16 protein-coding genes and 1 pseudogene are annotated in these 17,387 nt (G+C 63.9%); 7 read left to right on the top strand and 10 right to left on the bottom strand.

Annotation, left to right across the window (positions count from 1 at the left end; all coding sequences use genetic code 11):
* Nucleotides 1-179: 179 nt before the first annotated feature.
* The 4 genes and pseudogenes from mutT to DTX69_RS00315 form a co-directional block, all read right to left on the bottom strand.
* Nucleotides 180-617, bottom strand: coding sequence for an 8-oxo-dGTP diphosphatase MutT (mutT, locus tag DTX69_RS31185; RefSeq protein WP_456073054.1), 438 nt, complete (start codon nt 615-617; stop codon nt 180-182).
* A gap of 78 nt (nt 618-695) precedes the next feature.
* Nucleotides 696-1,136 (bottom strand): annotated as a pseudogene (locus DTX69_RS31190) (GNAT family N-acetyltransferase); the annotation flags it as partial.
* Nucleotides 1,117-2,352, bottom strand: coding sequence for a bifunctional glutamate N-acetyltransferase/amino-acid acetyltransferase ArgJ (argJ, locus tag DTX69_RS00310; RefSeq protein ID WP_119299504.1), 1,236 nt, complete (start codon nt 2,350-2,352; stop codon nt 1,117-1,119). The pseudogene DTX69_RS31190 and the gene argJ, both read right to left, overlap by 20 nt.
* 33 nt (nt 2,353-2,385) lie before the next feature.
* Nucleotides 2,386-3,342, bottom strand: a complete 957-nt coding sequence (locus tag DTX69_RS00315) for a peptidylprolyl isomerase (protein WP_119299505.1) — start codon at nt 3,340-3,342, stop codon at nt 2,386-2,388.
* A 250-nt stretch (nt 3,343-3,592) separates the two neighbouring features.
* Here DTX69_RS00315 and secA point away from each other — a divergent pair, with 250 nt between their 5' ends.
* Nucleotides 3,593-6,328, top strand: coding sequence for a preprotein translocase subunit SecA (gene secA, locus DTX69_RS00320; protein WP_119299506.1), 2,736 nt, complete (start codon nt 3,593-3,595; stop codon nt 6,326-6,328).
* Between the two features lie 184 nt (nt 6,329-6,512).
* Entirely contained in the window at nt 6,513-6,974 is a 462-nt protein-coding gene (locus DTX69_RS00325) for a CreA family protein (RefSeq protein ID WP_119299996.1), read from the top strand.
* A 4-nt stretch (nt 6,975-6,978) separates the two neighbouring features.
* On the opposite strand, the gene DTX69_RS00330 is transcribed toward DTX69_RS00325, so the two are convergent.
* From DTX69_RS00330 to DTX69_RS00355, 6 genes are all read right to left on the bottom strand, one after another.
* Nucleotides 6,979-8,259 carry an ArgE/DapE family deacylase gene (locus DTX69_RS00330; protein WP_119299507.1) on the bottom strand — a complete coding sequence of 427 codons (1,281 nt, stop codon included), beginning with the start codon at nt 8,257-8,259 and terminating at the stop codon, nt 6,979-6,981.
* A gap of 2 nt (nt 8,260-8,261) precedes the next feature.
* The gene (gene pip / locus DTX69_RS00335; RefSeq protein WP_119299508.1) at nt 8,262-9,209 is read right to left on the bottom strand and encodes a prolyl aminopeptidase; all 948 of its coding nucleotides are present in this window, start codon (nt 9,207-9,209) and stop codon (nt 8,262-8,264) included.
* The gene (locus tag DTX69_RS00340) at nt 9,209-9,994 is read right to left on the bottom strand and encodes an enoyl-CoA hydratase-related protein (RefSeq protein ID WP_119299509.1); all 786 of its coding nucleotides are present in this window, start codon (nt 9,992-9,994) and stop codon (nt 9,209-9,211) included. Before DTX69_RS00340 ends, pip begins: the two co-directional genes overlap by 1 nt.
* Entirely contained in the window at nt 9,991-10,881 is an 891-nt protein-coding gene (locus DTX69_RS00345; protein ID WP_119299510.1) for a 5-formyltetrahydrofolate cyclo-ligase, read from the bottom strand. Before DTX69_RS00345 ends, DTX69_RS00340 begins: the two co-directional genes overlap by 4 nt.
* A gap of 275 nt (nt 10,882-11,156) precedes the next feature.
* Nucleotides 11,157-11,765, bottom strand: coding sequence for an imm11 family protein (locus tag DTX69_RS00350; protein ID WP_162916457.1), 609 nt, complete (start codon nt 11,763-11,765; stop codon nt 11,157-11,159).
* A gap of 33 nt (nt 11,766-11,798) precedes the next feature.
* Entirely contained in the window at nt 11,799-13,307 is a 1,509-nt protein-coding gene (locus tag DTX69_RS00355) for a UbiD family decarboxylase (RefSeq protein ID WP_119299512.1), read from the bottom strand.
* A 77-nt stretch (nt 13,308-13,384) separates the two neighbouring features.
* On the opposite strand from DTX69_RS00355, the gene DTX69_RS00360 reads away from it, so the two are divergent.
* From DTX69_RS00360 to DTX69_RS00380, 5 genes are all read left to right on the top strand, one after another.
* Nucleotides 13,385-14,131, top strand: coding sequence for a hypothetical protein (locus tag DTX69_RS00360; protein ID WP_119299513.1), 747 nt, complete (start codon nt 13,385-13,387; stop codon nt 14,129-14,131).
* Nucleotides 14,132-14,272: 141 nt separating this feature from the next.
* Nucleotides 14,273-14,737 carry a YbhB/YbcL family Raf kinase inhibitor-like protein gene (locus DTX69_RS00365; RefSeq protein WP_284735463.1) on the top strand — a complete coding sequence of 155 codons (465 nt, stop codon included), beginning with the start codon at nt 14,273-14,275 and terminating at the stop codon, nt 14,735-14,737.
* Nucleotides 14,738-14,916: 179 nt separating this feature from the next.
* Nucleotides 14,917-15,282 (top strand): SpoIIAA family protein, encoded by a 366-nt coding sequence (locus DTX69_RS00370; RefSeq protein WP_119299514.1) that lies wholly within the window; start codon nt 14,917-14,919, stop codon nt 15,280-15,282.
* Nucleotides 15,283-15,382: 100 nt separating this feature from the next.
* A complete protein-coding gene (locus DTX69_RS00375; RefSeq protein WP_119299515.1) occupies nt 15,383-16,288 on the top strand; it encodes a LysR family transcriptional regulator in 906 nt (301 codons plus the stop codon).
* Nucleotides 16,289-16,428: 140 nt separating this feature from the next.
* Nucleotides 16,429-17,382 (top strand): sulfotransferase, encoded by a 954-nt coding sequence (locus DTX69_RS00380; RefSeq protein ID WP_119299516.1) that lies wholly within the window; start codon nt 16,429-16,431, stop codon nt 17,380-17,382.
* The last annotated feature ends 5 nt before the right edge of the window (nt 17,383-17,387 follow it).

Here is a 17,387-nt window from a genome sequence, read left to right on the forward strand (position 1 = left end):
TGCGCTGACCTTGATGCGGCCCTCCGTCATCGTTGCAATTAGCGCGACGCGTTCCCCCTGCTGTCATCCCGGGCGGGCCGCAAAACGGCGCGACCCGCGACCCATTTGATCCGTCGGCGACGCGGAGAAATGGCATGGGTCCCGGCTCTCGCTGCGCTCGGCCGGGATGACAGAGAGAGCTACAGCAGATCCATCAGCGTCGGGATCAGCGGCTCGTCCGCCGGCGGCATCGGGTAGTCGCGCAGCTTGGTGGTGTGCACCCAGGCGAGCTCCTGGCCTTCCTTGGCCGTCACCTGTCCCTCCCAGCGGCGGCATACGAACACCGGCATCAGGAGGAAGAACTTTTCGTATTCGTGCGAGGCGAAGGTGAGCGGCGCGAGGCACGCCTGCTTGACGTTGATGCCGAGCTCCTCGCGCAGCTCGCGGATCAGCGCCTCTTCGGGGCTTTCGCCGTCCTGGATCTTGCCGCCCGGGAATTCCCACAGGCCCGCCATCGGCTTGCCTTCCGGGCGCTTGGCCAGCAGCACGCGGCCGTCAGTGTCCACGAGGGCGACGGCAACCACGGTGAGCACCGTCTTGATCCCGGCGCTCGGCACCTGCCAGCGCGCGCGCTTCAGGCGCCGGATGATGAGCTGTATCGGATGGCCCCGCGCAGGCGCATCCTCTTCGCGCACATCACAAGCGATGAAGCCGGCCTTCGCCAGCACGCGATGCGAGGCGCGGTTGACGGGAACGGCACCCGCCTCCAGCTCCGCCAGATTCAGCTCGTTGAACGCGTAGTCGACGACCGCGCGCACGGCTTCGCTGGCATAGCCGTTGCCCCAGTATCTCTTGCCGATCCAGTAGCCCAGCTCGCCATGATGGGAGCCGGACTCGCGATGCAGGCCGACGCAACCGATCAGCGCATCGTCCTCTTTGCGCAGGATGGCGAAAACGCGCGAACCGTTGGAGGGTGCTTCCGCCTGGGCCGCGATGAACTCGTCCGCCATCTGCACAGTGTAGGGGTGGGGAATATGGGAGGTCCAGCGCGCCACCTCCCAATCGTTCACCAGCGGCGCGATCAGGGGCGCATCCGACGGCAGCAGCCGCCGGAGGCGCAGCCGCTCGGTCTCCAGCTCAGGATCGGTAGTCTGCATTGATCTCGATATAACGATGGGTCAGATCGCAGGTCCAGACCCGTGCACTGCCCTTGCCCACGCCGACATCGATGGCAATGCGCACGTCCTTTCCTTTGATGTGTGCGGCAACCGGAGTCTCGTCATAATCGGGCCGGCGCTGGCCTTTCTCGGTGATCACGACGCCGCCGATCTTGACGCTGAGCTTGTCGCGGTCGGCCTTTTCGCCAGACTTGCCGACCGCCATCACGATGCGGCCCCAGTTGGCGTCCTCGCCGGCGATCGCGGTCTTGACCAGCGGCGAGTTGGCGATGGCAAGGCCGATGCGCCGCGCGGCGCGTGCGGTCGCGGCCCCGGTCACGTCGATGGTCACCAGCTTGGAGGCGCCTTCGCCATCCTTCACCACCTGGATGGCGAGGTCGGCCAGCAGGTCTTCCAGCGCCACGCGGAACTGCTTCAGCACCGGATCGCCGGCGGATTTCGGCCTGGGATGCTTCGGCGCCTGGCCGGTCGCCGCCAGCAGAAGCGTGTCGCTGGTCGAGGTGTCGCCGTCGACCGTGATGGAATTGAAGGAGCGATCGGCACCGCGCGCCAGCAGTTCCTGCAATACCGGCGCCGGAATCGCCGCATCGGTCGCCACGAAGGCCAGCATGGTCGCCATGTCGGGTGCGATCATGCCGGAGCCCTTGCAGAAGCCGTTGATGGTGACCGCGACGTCGCCGATCTTCGCCTGGCGCGTGGCGAGCTTCGGGAAGGTGTCGGTGGTCATGATCGCGGCCGCGCCCTCCGCCCAGCCGCCCGCCTTCAGACCCTTGATCAGCGCCGGCAGGTTGGCGGTGATCCGCTCATCAGGCAGCGGCTCGCCGATCACGCCGGTTGAGGCCAGGAACACCTCGCTCGGCTTGCATTTCAGCGCGGCCATCACCGCCTTGCTGCAGCGGTCGACGGAAGCCACGCCGGCTTTTCCGGTGAAGGCATTGGCATTGCCGGAATTGACCAGGATGGCGCGCACCTTTCCCGATCTCAGGTTCTTGCGGCAGAGATCGACCGGTGCCGAGCGGGTCAGCGACTTGGTCAGCACGCCGGCGATGGTGGTGCCCGGCGCGAATTCCATCAGCATTACGTCGGTGCGATTCTTGTAGCGGACGTTGCATTCGCGCGCGGCGATCCGCACGCCCACCAGGGCGGGCAAGCGCGGGCTCTCCGCCGGCGCCAACGGCGATACCGGATGCGTCATCTGTGGCGAATCCCCCCGATTGCCGCCTTCAGGCTATTGCTGGCCTTCGGCCGGCTTCTGCTCCTCCACCGGCTTGCCGTCCGGACCGAGGATCTCGACGTTTGCCTCCTTGCGGAGATTCTGCACCAGCGTCTGAACGTTTTCCTCAGACAGCTCCGCGCGGATTTGCTCGCGCTGACTGTCCAGGCTTGGCGCGGGCTGGGTGCGCCGCTCCTCCAGCTTGATCACGTGATAACCGAACTGGCTCTTCACGGGAGTCTGGCTGAACTCATCCGGCTTCATTGCGAAGGCAGCATCGGCGAATTCCTTCACCATGACGTCCTTGGTGAACCAGCCGAGTTCGCCACCATTGGCGCCGCTCCCTTTGTCCTCCGACTTCTCTTTCGCAATCGCTGCGAAATCGCCGCCGCCCTTCAGCTGCTCGATGATCGCCTTCGCCTCATCCTCGGTCTTCACGAGGATATGGGCCGCGCGCACTTCCTCCGGCGGCGGATTGTCCTTGAGTTTCTTATCGTAGCGCGCCTTGATCGCTTCCTCGGTCACCTGCTTGTTGAGATAGCGCGTGACATAGACCTGGCGGATCGCCTGGGTCTCGTACTCGCCCATCAGCTTCTTGACCTCGGGATCGTTAGCCAGATCCTCCGCCCGGCCTTTATCGCCCAACAGCTTCAAGCCGATATAGCGGTTGAGAAGCTGCGGAAAGACGAGGTCGATCTGCGAGCGGATCTGCTCCGGCAGATCGGCAGCGGAATCCAGCACTTCCTGGCGCGTGACGTCGGCGCCGTTCACGCGCGCCACCACCTGATTGGGATCGGGCTTGGTCTCGGTGACGGCGGGTGCCGCCGGATCCTGGGTTTCGGGTGCTGGCGCTTGCGTATCCTGGGCGACGGCAGGGCTCATCCGCGGCGCGATCAGTGGGATCGATCCGGCGAGGATCGCGGCGATGGCTGCCCCGGCAATCAGGGCGGCGCGAAGTGTGGGTTTGGGCATTGGCTTGGGTGTTCCTGGTCTACGAGAACAGTGTGATCGGGCCGCCGGTTCCGGCCTTGGCCGATGGCATTGGCAGCAGGCCCGCGAAGGCCGGCATCATGCCCAACAAGCCCCCGTGGCACAAGGAAAAATCCCGTGATCGCGGGTCTCCAAAACGGCCCAGGATCAGCCTTAAGCCAAGTTGACTTCCCGCCCCCCGGCACCTATCTGTTGCGGGCAATTCGATTGTATTTACGCCTCCGAGGTCTTCATGTTCGCCGCCTTGGCCAAGCGGGTCTTCGGATCCGCCAATGACCGCTTCATCAAGGGTTTAGGGAAGACGGTCCAGGCCATCAACGCTTTGGAACCCGAGCTCAAGGAGCTCTCCGACGCCGATCTTGCCGCACGCACCCAGATGCTGCGGGAGCGCCTGGAAAAGGGCGAGACGCTCGACGACATCCTGCCCGAGGCTTTCGCGACCGTGCGCGAGGCGGCGGTGCGCACGCTGGGCCAGCGCCATTTCGACGTTCAGCTGCTGGGCGGCATGGTGCTCCACCAGGGCAAGATCTCCGAGATGAAGACCGGTGAAGGCAAGACGCTGGTCGCAACCCTTCCGGTCTATCTCAACGCGCTCGAGGGCAAAGGCGTCCACGTCGTCACGGTCAACGACTACCTGGCCCGGCGCGACGCCGACTGGATGGGCAAGATCTATCGCTTTCTCGGCTTGAACGTCGGCGTGATCGTGCACGGCCTCAGCGATGCCGAGCGCCGCGCCGCGTATGATTGCGACGTGACCTACGGCACCAACAACGAGTTCGGATTCGACTATCTGCGCGACAACATGAAGTTCCGCCTGGAGGACATGGTCCAGCGCGACTTCAACTACGCGATCGTCGACGAGGTGGACTCGATCCTGATCGACGAGGCGCGCACGCCGCTCATCATCTCCGGTCCGACCGAGGACAATTCCGAGCTCTACGCCAAGGTCGACAAGCTGATCCCGCACCTGAAAGAGACGGACTACGAGAAGGACGAGAAGACGCGTCACGTCACCTTGACGGAAGAGGGCAACGAGAACATCGAGAAGCTGCTGAGGGCGTCGGGCATGCTGCGCCAGGGCGAGCTCTATGACGTGCAGAACGTCGCACTGGTGCATCACGTGAACCAGGCGCTGCGTGCGCACAAGCTGTTCACCCGCGACGTCGACTACATCGTCAAGGACAACAAGGTCATCATCATCGACGAGTTCACCGGCCGCATGATGGAAGGCCGGCGCTACTCCGAAGGCTTGCACCAGGCGCTCGAGGCCAAGGAAGGCGTCCAGATCCAGAACGAGAACCAGACGCTCGCCTCGATCACCTTCCAGAACTATTTCCGCCTCTATCCCAAGCTCGCCGGGATGACCGGCACGGCGATGACCGAGGCGCCGGAATTCTCAGAGATCTACGGTCTCGACGTGATCGAGATCCCGACCAACGTGCCGGTGCAGCGCGAAGACCAGGACGACGAGATCTATCGCACGGCCAAGGAAAAGTACAAGTCGATCGCCCACGATATCCGCCGGGCGCGCGAGCGCGGCCAGCCGGTCCTCGTCGGCACGGTCTCCATCGAGAAGTCGGAGCAAATCTCCGCCCTGCTCAAGAAGGAGAACATCCCCCACAACGTGCTCAACGCGCGCTATCACGAGCAGGAAGCCTATATCATCGCGGAGGCCGGCGTGCCGGGCGCCGTCACCATCGCGACCAACATGGCCGGCCGCGGCACCGACATCCAGCTCGGCGGCAACTTGCAGATGCGCATCCAGCGCGAACTGGGCGACGTGACCGACGAGCGCGAGCGCGAGCGCCGGATCGAGCAGATCAAGGCCGATATTGCGCAGAAGCGCGAGAAGGTGCTGAACGCCTGCGAAGTGTGGGAGGTGGAGCCGGCCAAGGGCAACAAGGCGGCCAAGACCATCACCTTCCCCGGCGGTCTCTACATCATCGGCACCGAGCGGCACGAGAGCCGGCGCATCGACAACCAGCTGCGCGGCCGCGCCGGCCGGCAGGGCGACCCGGGGCGCTCTAAGTTCTATCTCTCGCTCGAAGACGACCTGATGCGCATCTTCGCGTCGGAGCGCATGGATTCCATGCTGAAGACCCTCGGCCTCAAGGAGGACGAGGCGATCGCGCATCCCTGGGTCAACAAGGCGCTGGAAAAGGCGCAGCAGAAGGTCGAGGCGCGCAACTTCGACATCCGCCGACACCTTCTGCGCTACGACAACGTGATGAACGACCAGCGCAGGGTGATCTATTCCGAGCGCAAGGACCTGATGGCGGCCACCGACCTCAGCGGTGACGTCAAGAGCATGCGCGAGGAAGTGATCAACGATTTGATCGCACGCTACATCCCGGAGAAGGCCTACCCCGAGCAGTGGGACACGGGCGGCCTTCACGAAGAAGTGCTGCGCCTCTTCGGCATCAACCTGCCGGTCGCGGATTGGGCCAAGGAAGAAGGCATCGCGGACGAGGCGATCCGCGAGCGCGTGACCGATGCGGTCGAGCGCAAGATGGCGGAGAAGGCCGCGCGCATCGGGCCGGAGGTGATGCGCGTCGCGGAAAAGACGCTGTTCCTGCAGATCCTGGACCAGAGCTGGAAGGAGCATCTGCTTGGCCTGGATCACCTGCGCCACGGCATCCAGCTACGCGCCTATGGGCAGCGCGACCCGCTGAACGAATACAAGCGGGAAGCCTTCGACATGTTCGAAGGGATGATGGATCGGCTGCGCGAGCAGGTCACGCAGTTGCTGGCACACATCGAGATCCGGCAGCCAGAGCCGATGCAAGCCCCGCCTGCGTCACAGGCTCAGCCGGCACAGCAGCGCATGCATGCAGCCATGGCCAGCGGCGACGCACAGTACGGCGGCGACGGTGGCAACCCGGCAGCTTGGAAGAATGTCAGCCGCAACGCGCCCTGCCCCTGCGGCTCGGGCAAGAAGTACAAGCACTGCCACGGCAAGCTGGGCTGAGGCGTTCGCACGTCGGCGTTTTCTGTTTTTGTCGCCCGGCCTTGAGCCGGGGTCCATCTCGCAAGAGCACGTGCGACTGCGGACTGGATTCCGGCCCAAGGCGGGGGTGACGGGTGCGTGATGCTTGAACCTTCTATTGCGGTCAGCCGACATCACTTCTCAGGCCAACAATTTCGAGGCTTCCATGCGTAAGCTCGCGGCGGCGTTCATTCTGGCGCTAGGTTTATCATCTCCCGCCCTCGCCCAGGAACGCGTGGGCGAAGTGTCGACCACCTTCCGGGTCATGGGGCCGAACGACAAGGTCGTGATCGAGCGGTTCGACGACCCGAAGGTGGAGAATGCGAGCTGCTATCTGAGCCGTGCCGACACGGGCGGGCTCAAGGGGTGGGTGGGCCTCGCCGAGGATCCCAGCCGTTTCTCCATTGCCTGCCGCGCTACCGGGCCGGTCAAGATCATCGACGAGATCAACCGCACCAAGAAGGGCGAGGTGGTGTTCAGCGAGGACACGTCGATGCTCTTCAAGGAGATGCGGGTCAGCCGGTTCTACGACGCGGAGAAGAACGTGCTCGTCTATCTGGTCTGGTCGACCAAGCTGATCGAAGGCTCGCCCTACAACAGCGTGACAGCAATTCCGATCGAGGAATGACTGCTCAGGCCTTCTCCACCCCGCACCATTCGGCGATGAACAGCGCGATGGTCGCAGTCACGCGCTTAACGGAGGGGAGGTATACGCGCTCGTCGAAGCCGTGATAATTCTCGGCCCTAGGCCCATAGACGAGCGCCGGGCAATCATCGTAGAGCATGAACACGCGGCCATCCACGTACGCCTGCGCGATGCGCGCTTCCACCTTGGCACCGAAGCTCTTGGCATGTGCGCCGGCCAGCACGCGCTCGGCCTCCGTCCCTTCGCTCAGCACATAGCCCTCAGCGAAGAAGCCATTGTATTCGATGCGCGGCGGCATGTTGCTGAGGAAGGGGTCGTTGCGCACTGCCTTGGCGATGCAGGCTTCGATCTCGTTCGCGGCATCGCGCGCGGCGACACCGGGATAGAAGGAGATTCGGCAGTCGAAGCTGCACCAGGCCGGCACCGAGGACGCCCAGTCGCCGCCTTCGATCTTGCCGATGTTGAGATTGACCGGATGCGGCAGGTCCTTGAAGTGCGGATGGTCCACGCGCCGCGCGTTCCATTCTTCTTCCAGCCCATGCAGCGCCTGGATCAGGCGATAGCTGGCCTCGATCGCATTGGCGCCGCTGCCCGCAACCGAGGCATGCACGGGCAGGCCGCGCACGTGCACGCGGAACCAGATCACGCCCATGTTGGCGCGCGTCAGGCAATCGCCGCCGGGCTCCGGGATGATCGCGGCCTCGGCGCGATAGCCGCGCAGCAGGCAGGCCAAGGCACCGTTGCCGGTGCATTCCTCTTCGGTCACCGACTGCACATAGACCGGCGCTGCGGGCTGCAGCCCGAGGCGTTTCAAAGCATCGAGCGCGGCGATGTTGGCGACGAGACCCGCCTTCATATCGCCGGCGCCGCGGCCGTACAGCCAGTCGCCTTCGATCGCCGGCTCGAACGGTGGGCGCTCCCACATATCGAGCGGGCCCAGCGGCACGACATCGACGTGGCCGTTGAGGATCAGCGACTTGCCCTTGGCATCGGTCGGCCGATGCGTGCCGACGACATTGAAGGCGTTGCTGTAATCGACCGCAACCGGAGAGAAGCCGGGGTGGTGCTTGATCGCCTCGACATCGATCGCCCAGCGATCCATGGTGAGCCCGCGGCGCCCCATTTCGCCGTAGAGGAAGTCCTGCGCGGTATGCTCCTGGCCGCGCAGAGAGGGATAGCGCACCAGATCCTGCGTCAACTTCACTTGATCGGTGAAGCCGGCATCTACTGCGGCGATGATGTCGTCGGCGAGCTTGGTATCCAGCATGGTCACTTGCCCGCGAATTTGTCGGTGGCCGTGATCAGCCGGTCGAGGATGCCGCGCTCGTCGAAGGCGTGGCCGGCGTCGTCCACCATGTGGAACTCCGCTTCCGGCCAGGCGCGATGGAGATCCCACGCCGTCACGGCCGGCGTGCAGACATCGTAGCGGCCCTGCACGATGACGCCGGGAATCGTCTTCAGCTTGGGGGCATCACGCAGCAGCTGGTCGTCGGCATTGAAGAAGCCGCCATTGACGAAATAGTGGTTCTCGATGCGCGAGAAGGCGAGCGCGAAATGATCGTCGGCGTGGGCGGTGGCATGGTCGCGGTTCGGCAGCAGCGTGATGGTGCTGCCTTCCCACACGCTCCAGGCCTTGGCACAGCGCAGCTGCTCGCCCGGGTCGGCGCCGGTGAGGCGCTTGTGATAGGCCGCGATCAGATCATGGCGCTCGTTCTCCGGGATCGGCGCCAGGAACTTCTCCCACAGGTCCGGGAACATCCAGGACGCACCGTCCTGGTAGTACCAGAGCAGCTCCTTGCGCCGCAGCGTGAAGATGCCGCGCACGACGAGTTCGGAGACGCGCACGGGGTGCGTCTCGGCATAAGCAAGGGCCAGCGTGCTGCCCCAGGAGCCGCCGAACACCAGCCACTGCTCAACACCCATGAGCGTCCGCAGCCGCTCGATATCCGCGACCAGATGCCAAGTGGTGTTGTTCTCCAGGCTGGCATGGGGCTTTGACCGGCCGCAGCCGCGCTGATCGAACAGCAGCACGCGGTAGCGCTCCGGATCGAACAGCCTGCGATGCTTGGGCGAACAGCCTGAGCCCGGCCCGCCATGCAGGAAGACGGCTGGCTTGCCCTTGGGATTGCCGCACATCTCCCAATAGATCTGGTGGCCATCGCCGGTATCGAGATGGCCGGAATTATAGGGTTCGATTTCAGGATAGAAGGTGCGCATCAATCGTCTTCCCATTTGGGTTCGCGTTTCTCGGAGAAGGCGGCAGCCCCTTCCCAGTAATCCTTGCTGGCGCGCAGGCGATCGTAGGCCGGCACACCGCCGGAGCGGAGCGCGCGATAAGCCTGTTCGACGCTCAAGTCGCGCGTCAGGCGATGGGCCTGCTTCACTGCACGGATGGCTTTTGGGCTCGCTTGCAGGATCTCGGCAGCGATCTCCTTCGCCTTGGCGAGCGCGCCGCCCTTCGCCGTCACGCGATTGACGAGGCTGAGGCGCAACGCTTCGTCGCTGGAGAGTCGCCGGCCGGTCAGCAGCATCTCAAGCGCGAGGGATTCCGGCACGCGGCGCGGCAGGCGGAACATGCCGCCGCCATCGGGCACCACGCCGACCTTTACCTCGGGCAGGAAGAATTGCGCGTGCTCGTCGGCGACGATCACGTCGCAGCACAACACGATCTCGAAGCCGCCGCCGACCGCCATACCGTTGACCGCTGCGATCACCGGCTTGTCGAGGTCGAACAGTTCGGTGATCCCGGCGAAACCGCCGGGGCCGTAATCCTCCGCCGCGTCCTTGTTCTCGGCGGCGGCCTTCAGGTCCCAGCCGGCGGAGAAGAACTTTTCGCCGGCCGCGGTCACGATCGCGCAGCACAGCGACGGATCGTCGCGGTACCGGGTGAACGCATTGCCCAGCGCTTGGCTCAGCCCGCTGTCGATGGCGTTGGCCTTCGGACGGTCCAGCGTGAGGATCATCACGCGGCCCTCGATCTCGACATGGAGCCCATCGGTCATTTCTGCTCTGCCTGCTGCGCGATGCGCAGCACTTCACCGAGCGCCGCATGCAAGGCATCGTCGCGCACCCGCGCGCGGAGCTGCGCTAAGCGATCGGAGATTGGGACATTGCCGCCAGCCGTCGACTGGTCTTGAGACGCCACCGGCAGGCGCGCCAGCAACTGGTCCAAAGCGCGCGTGAATGCAAGATCAGCGAGGTCGGACGAGGCGCGCAGGGCCTGCAGCTCGGCCGCGATCTCCGCTTCGTCGAGATAGCCGGCATAGGCGTCCGGCGCTTCGGCCAGCGAGCAAGCCGGCGACGACAATTCCGTCGACGCCTCCGCGCCCAGGAGCCCGGATTCGGTGACGATCCGGTCCATCGGAATGTCGTGCGGAAGGGGATGGATAGTGTCGATCGCTTGGGCATCGAAGCCCACGCCGATCACGGTTCGCGGGCCGTGCAATGCGGCCAGTGTCCGGTCATAGAAGGCACCGCCATAGCCGAGGCGATAATGTTGCGGATCGAAGCCAACCACGGGCGCCACCAGCAGACGCGGCGTGACGCGCTCCTTGGTATCGGGAATGGGAATGTTCCAGACGCCGAGTTCCATGGTGCAGCCTGGAGTCCACGGGCGGAATTCCAGCGGCTGGCGCTGCTGCACCACCACCGGCAACGCCACGTGCTTGCCGGCAGCGATCATGCGGCGCATCAGCGGCCGCAAGTTGGGCTCGCCGCGGAACGGCCAATAGAAGCTGACCGGCCCCTCCGCGGCCATCACGATCGGCTCCAGGCTCGCGATGATGCGCCGGGTCCATGCGTCGCGCGTCGCATCGGGGATCGCGACACGCGCCGGGATGAGCTGCGCGCGCTGCTCCTTGCGCCAGGCGGGGATCTCGGAGGGGGTCATCGTAGACTCGCTCGGCGTCTCTCCCCTTGTGGGGGAAGGATGCGCAGGCTCAGCGAGCGCAGCGAGCTTAGCCGAAGCTGGATGGGGGGTGACGCCGCACGAACCGCGAAAGCAACGCACTCAGAATATTCGGATACAAAGTTCTGGCATCGTGCGGCGGCACCCCCCATCCTTGCCTTCCCCCACAAGGGGGGAAGGGGCGCAGCGTGCATGTTGGTGCGATGTGTCTCCATCATTACGTCCGCCCAAAGATCAAATGCAGATGTGTTGCCTTGTCACTTCTCGGCAATTGGGTAAGAAACCAATTCACGCAATCCGGCGTCCTCACAACGCTTCATGAGTTCATCCGAAAAGAAGAGCCGGAGTCGCAAATACGTAAGCCCTCGCCACAGGTGCATTGCGCCAATCTCTTCCTTCCTTGCAACAAGGTACTTTGGATGACCGTGAAGATCCCACAGGCAAAGTTTCACTACCTCCCCTGACGACTTCTTGACCTCTCTCCAATCCGCATACATGTCGGACTGCTCCGGGATCAGGACGTCTCGTCCTTGAGTGACATTCATCAGGTGGAACAGAACGCCCAAATCCGCTCCGGCTTTGTCGTGCAAGGTCACCGGAAAGAACTGATTCTGCTGCGGCTCTAGCTGTTGCACCATCGTTCTGAAGCGATCGCTGACGACCCAGACGCCACCGGGCCGGAAGAAATCAAGCGGCATTGAATTGTTGCGACTGTGTTGGGCGCGCTGCAATCTTAGCGGAGGTACATCGGTCAACGCCTGTGGTCTTGTAAGGAGCTGGCGAATAGCAGACGTACCTGGACCAACCCATTCGAATCCCAGATTGAACCTCGGATCGATTGGCGTCCCATCAATCAGCCAAGCCACGTTGAATATTCCTCGCAAAGCCTCTTTACGGCGCTAGCGCCAGATCGGCTTGCCGCTGCCCGGCAAGCCGTAACTCGACCATTTGCGCGTGACCAGATCGATTACGTCGTCCGCCATGCTGATCTTCTGGCCCCATTCGCGCTTGGTTTCGGGCGGCCATTTGTTCGTGGCGTCGAGGCCGATCTTGCCGCCAAGGCCGGATTCCGGCGAGGCGAAGTCGAGATAGTCGATCGGCGTATTCTCCACCATGGTGATGTCGCGCACCGGATCCATGCGAGTGGAAATCGCCCACATCACGTCCTTCCAGTCGCGCGCGTTGATGTCGTCATCCACCACGATTACGAACTTGGTGTACATGAACTGGCGCAGGAACGACCAGACGCCCATCATCACGCGCTTGGCATGGCCGGGATAGGCCTTCTTCATCGACACCACGGCGATGCGGTAGGAGCAGCCTTCGGGCGGCAGCCAGAAATCCACGATTTCCGGGAATTGCTGCGTGAGCAGCGGCACGAAGACTTCGTTCAGCGCTTCGCCCAGCACGCTCGGCTCGTCCGGCGGACGGCCGGTGAAGGTGGAGAGATAGATGGGATCGCGCCTCATGGTGATGGCGCTGATCGTGAAAACCGGAAACCGCTCCACGGAATTATAGTAGCCGGTGTGATCGCCGTACGGCCCTTCATCGCGGTAGTCATCGAGCGAGACGTGGCCCTCCAACACGATCTCCGCAGTTGCCGGCACCTTCAGCGGGACCGTCTTGCAATCCACCAGCTCCACCTTGCGGCCACGCAGCATGCCGGCGAACTGATACTCCGAGAGCGTGTCGGGCACAGGCGTGACGGCGGCAATGATTGTGCCAGGATCGGCGCCGATCACCGCAGCGACCGGCAGCGGCTCCGGCCGCTCCTGCTTCCAGCGCGCGTGGTGCTGTGCGCCGCCGCGGTGCTTCAGCCAACGCATGAGGGTCTGGTTCTTGTTCAGCACCTGCATCCGATAGATGCCGAGATTGAAATCGTCTTCCTTGCGCTTGCCGGGGCCCCTGGTCACGACCAGCGGCCAGGTAATGAGTGGCGCCGGCTCACCCGGCCAGCAGCCCTGGATCGGCAGGCGCGCGAGGTCGACCTGATCGCCGGTCAGCACGACATCCTGGCATGGTGCGTAGCCGACGGACTTCGGCTGCATGGCGAGCACGGTCTTCACCAGCGGAAACATCTCGACCGCTTCGCGCCAGCCGCCGGGCGGTTCTGGTTGCTTCAGGAACGCTAGCGTCTCGCCCACCGCACGCAGCGCATCAGGCTCGCGGTCCATGCCCCAAGCAACGCGCTCCACCGTGCCGAACAGATTCACCAGCATCGGCATCTCGTAGCGCCGTCCGTCGCGCCCGACCGGCTGCTCGAACAGGATGGCCGGCCCCTGCTCCGCCAGCAGGCGAGTCTGGATTTCGGTCATTTCCAGATGCGGATCGACCGGCACAGAAACGCGCTTGAGGCGGCCGGCTTGCTCGAGGCGGACGATGAAATCGCGGAGGGAGTCGTAGGGCATGCGGATGAGGGTGCTTGTTCGAGGGCGCATCCTATCGGCTTTGCCGCACCGCGCCAACCGGCCTATGATCCGGCGCAATGCCGCCCAAAACCGCGATTCCCGCCGAATTCGAAGACCTTTTGACCCCTGCCGGCAAGCGGGTGCTGGCCGGCAACGCGCCGGATGTGTGCGGCGCGCTCGCCGACCCCAGGCGGCGCTTCGTGGCCCTGAACGGCATGATCGCGCCCACGAAAGCCGAACGGCTGCGCCGCGTCCTTGAGCGCGAGCTGGCGGGGCTGCTCAGCGAACTCAACCAGCCGATTCCGCCTGAGACCATCTGGGACATGACGCGGAACTATGACGACTGGCTGCCGAAAAGCGTGCGCTGCCGCACCGCTTATCTCGAGAACCGCCGCGGCGCGGCTTGGCAACGCGCCAACGAACTCGGTCTCATCGACCTGCTGTCGTCACCGAGCATGATCGCGTTCGCCGAAGCGGTGCTTGGCCGAAAGCTGAACCCGAAAGGCGGGCAGCAAATCCTGCGCTATGGCCCTAGCGATTATGCCGGCCCGCACACCGACCACACGCCGCAGATCAAGCGCGCGGCCAAGGGCTATCTCGATTTCCATCTGAGCCTGGTCGGACCGGGCGTTGCGCATCAGTACCTCGTCTATGCCAAGGCCGGGCATTTCACCGAAATGGTCTCGGTGGCGGAGAGTGGTTGCCTCACGCTCTATCGTCTGCCCTTCTGGCATTACACGACGCCGCTGCAGACCGAACCAAAACAGGAAACAAAAGCGGCGCGGTGGGTGTTGCTGGGTACTTTCCTGTTCGCACAATCCTAGAGCGCGGTCCGATCACTTTTCCGACTCGCGCGCTTGCGGGCGCCGGGCGCCAGTCCTAGAATCGATTATCATAATATCGACGCGAGCAACGATGCGCCCCCGCGAGTGCGGGGCGCTTTCCGCTATTCCGAGGAGGCTCTCATGGGCATGCAGATTCAGAGTTCCGCTTTCAAGGACGGCGATCGCCTGCCGGAACGCTATTCCTGCGACGGCGAAGACATGTCGCCGCCATTGGCCTGGTCCGATGCGCCTGAGGACGCACGCAGCTTCGCCGTCTTCTGCGACGATCCGGATGCGCCGAGCGGCACGTTCCATCATTGGGCGGTGTACGACATCCCGAAGACGACGCACGAATTGCCCGAGAATTTCGCGTCCAACGTGGCGCGCAGTCTGGTCCTGCAGGGAACGAACGATTTCGGCAGGACGGGCTATGGCGGCGCGTGTCCGCCCCAGGGGCATGGCGACCATCACTATCATTTCAAGGTGATGGCGCTGGATTGCGGCCACCTGGATACGCATGGCCGGGCAACCTGCGCCGACATCGAAGCGATGGCGCGCGAGCATTGCATCGCCGAGGCGGAGCTGGTCGGCACCTATTCGCGCTGAAGCCAGCTGCGGCCGCGAGAGCTGGGCCAAGGGCTATCTTGGATACAAGGCCGTGCATCGGTTCGACCCACGTCCGGCCACGGGCCATTGTGCCGACACGAGTGGCCGTACTCTCACCCGTCGCTGTTGATGAGCCCTGAACTGGTTGACGACCAGTATCAAGCAAGACGAGAAGCTGCGTGATCGAGGTGATGGAGCGAAGCAGCGGAAATGTCCTTGGCCTGCGTGCCAGCGGCCGGCTGAGCGAGGAGGACTATCGGCGCGTGCTCGTTCCGTCCCTCGAATCACGCATCGACCCGTCCGGGAACATCCGAATCCTGTTCTTGATGGACGAGGGGTTCGCCGGATGGGACATGAGATCAGCCTGGACGAATACCTTGGTGGACTTTCGCTACAGAAGAAAGCTCGAGAAGGTGGCGGTCGTGGGCGGCCCACTTTGGGAGCGCTGGTGCGCGAAGTTTGCTGGCTTCGCCCTCCTCCGCGGCGAGATCCGCACATTTGACCGCAATCAACTTGCGCAGGCATGGGATTGGCTCCAGGCCTAAAACTGCGCGTGCGCGCCGCCCAGCAGCCTTGGCTCCTTCCAAAAAGCGATAGTCGATGGCAGCATTTAGGATCCGGCTTTCAGGATCTGAGAGAGTTGCCATGGACCGTCTGGATGCGATGCGGCTGTTCGTTGCGATCGGCGACGCGGGAAGTTTGTCCGCCGCCGCGCGCAAGCTGAAGGTCCCGTTGCCGACGGTCAGCCGCAAGCTGGCCCTGCTGGAGGAGCATCTGGGCGTGCGCCTCATCGTGCGCACGACGCGCAAGTTCTTGCTGACCGATCCCGGCCGCACCTATCTCGAATCCTGTCGGCGCCTGCTGGCCGAGATCGAGGATGCGGAACGGATGGCGGCCGGCGAATACGAAGCGCCGAAGGGCCGGCTTTATATCACCGCGCCCATCGTCTTCGGGCGGTTGCATGTGCTGCCCGTTGTGCTGGCGTTCCTGAAGGCCTATCCCGAGGTCGATCTGCGCCTGTCGCTGGTCGACCGCATCGCCGACATGATCGAGGAAGGCATCGACGTAGCACTGCGCATCGCGCACTTGGCCGATTCCTCGCTGATCGCGGCGCGAGTCGGCGCTGTCCGCCTGGTGACGTGCGCGGCGCCGGGCTATCTGAAAGCGAACGGCACGCCGCGAACGCCGTCGGAGCTCGTGCAGCATCACTGCATCGCTTCGGCCAATTTGTCGGCGACCGATCGCTGGTCCTACCGCATCGATGGCGAGGATCGCACCGTGCCTATCCGCTCGCGCCTGGCGGTCACGACCGCCGAGGCGGCGATTGATGCTGCGATCGCCGGTATCGGCATCACGCGCGTGCTGTCCTATCAGGCGGCGGCCGCGGTCAAGACCGGCAAGCTGAAGCTGCTGTTGCGCCCATTCGAGCTGCCGGAGATTCCGGTCAGCCTGGTGCATCCCGAAGCCCGCCTGACACCACCCAAGGTCCGCGCCTTCCTCGATTTCGCGGCCCCAAGGCTGCGGCACCGGCTGGATGCGATCCGATTCTAGATTGGTGTGGCTGCGGAGGTCTTGACAGCACTTTGTTATTGGAATGTTCCAACCCGCGCGGTGTTTAATCGACCCTGCCTCGCTTCCTCTGGAAAGGTAGGGGAACGAACCCAATCGCACGACGACTGCGGAGATCATGCATGCCACAGCTTGCGCGCGGCCTGGAGGCTGAGGTCCGTATTGATGACATCGCATCGGCGGCGCACGAACCGGGGGCTCGGGCACGCTCCGTCCAGCCGGTCACGCCAAGGCTGATCTGCGTGGTGAGCGGCGCAAGATCGGGCACCAATCATCTCTGCTCCGTGCTGTCGCGGATCTCCGAGATCGACGTTCGCCACGAGATCTTCCATAAAATACGGTGTCAGAAGCTCAACGAGCGCGAGCTCGCCAAGCTCTCCCACCGATTGGGAAAGGCGTTTCCGCCTGACTGCGCTAGCCCGGCGACCGTCAGCGCCGTCCGGCGGCACCCGGGCCTTGTCATGGACTGCCTGACCGAACTGATGGCGCCCGAGAAACGACTGCTCTGTTTCAAGGTTTTCAGGCAGCAGCTGTCCGTTCGCCAGGTCAGGGACGCGTTCATCCGGCGCCCCGATGCCATCATGATCTTCCTGCGCCGCAGGCCGATCGACACGTTCGTGTCGGTGCGCAAGGCTCTGCATCTTCAGGATTGGCACGGTCGCGACACGACCGACGTCAAGATCAGCATCGATGCCGATGACTTCATTGGCTGGTGGGGCCGGGCCAGTGCGTGGTTCCGCCAGGTGGAGGCCGCCTGCTGGGCCATGAACAAGCCCTTTCATCGGCTGACCTACGAAGACGATGTCGACGTGCCGGCGGATAAGATCCTCGATCGGTTCCGCGGAATCCTGGCGAGTCACGGCGTGTCGGACCTTACGGTTTCCGACAATGAGAAACCAAGCGACATCAAGCGACAGGACCGGAACAAGGAGGTGAGCGACCGGGTCGCGAACTGGTCGGAGTTCGAGCAGCGTCTCAGGGACAAGGGATTCCTGGAAAGGGCCTTCTCGCCATTCCCGCATTATGTGCCCACGGCGTGGGATCGGCTCCGTCACCGCCTTGGCACTCTAGTCTGAGACGA

The organism is Dongia deserti, assembly GCF_003574735.1.
Taxonomy (GTDB): domain Bacteria; phylum Pseudomonadota; class Alphaproteobacteria; order Dongiales; family Dongiaceae; genus Dongia_A; species Dongia_A deserti.

Coding starts and splice junctions, on each gene's coding strand:
- argJ (WP_119299504.1), bottom strand. CDS start 2,352: ATGACGCATCCGGTATCGCCGTTGGCGCCGGCGGAGAGCCCGCGCTTG.
- DTX69_RS00315 (WP_119299505.1), bottom strand. CDS start 3,342: ATGCCCAAACCCACACTTCGCGCCGCCCTGATTGCCGGGGCAGCCATC.
- secA (WP_119299506.1), top strand. CDS start 3,593: ATGTTCGCCGCCTTGGCCAAGCGGGTCTTCGGATCCGCCAATGACCGC.
- DTX69_RS00325 (WP_119299996.1), top strand. CDS start 6,513: ATGCGTAAGCTCGCGGCGGCGTTCATTCTGGCGCTAGGTTTATCATCT.
- DTX69_RS00330 (WP_119299507.1), bottom strand. CDS start 8,259: ATGCTGGATACCAAGCTCGCCGACGACATCATCGCCGCAGTAGATGCC.
- pip (WP_119299508.1), bottom strand. CDS start 9,209: ATGCGCACCTTCTATCCTGAAATCGAACCCTATAATTCCGGCCATCTC.
- DTX69_RS00340 (WP_119299509.1), bottom strand. CDS start 9,994: ATGACCGATGGGCTCCATGTCGAGATCGAGGGCCGCGTGATGATCCTC.
- DTX69_RS00345 (WP_119299510.1), bottom strand. CDS start 10,881: ATGACCCCCTCCGAGATCCCCGCCTGGCGCAAGGAGCAGCGCGCGCAG.
- DTX69_RS00355 (WP_119299512.1), bottom strand. CDS start 13,307: ATGCCCTACGACTCCCTCCGCGATTTCATCGTCCGCCTCGAGCAAGCC.
- DTX69_RS00360 (WP_119299513.1), top strand. CDS start 13,385: ATGCCGCCCAAAACCGCGATTCCCGCCGAATTCGAAGACCTTTTGACC.
- DTX69_RS00365 (WP_284735463.1), top strand. CDS start 14,273: ATGGGCATGCAGATTCAGAGTTCCGCTTTCAAGGACGGCGATCGCCTG.
- DTX69_RS00375 (WP_119299515.1), top strand. CDS start 15,383: ATGGACCGTCTGGATGCGATGCGGCTGTTCGTTGCGATCGGCGACGCG.
- DTX69_RS00380 (WP_119299516.1), top strand. CDS start 16,429: ATGCCACAGCTTGCGCGCGGCCTGGAGGCTGAGGTCCGTATTGATGAC.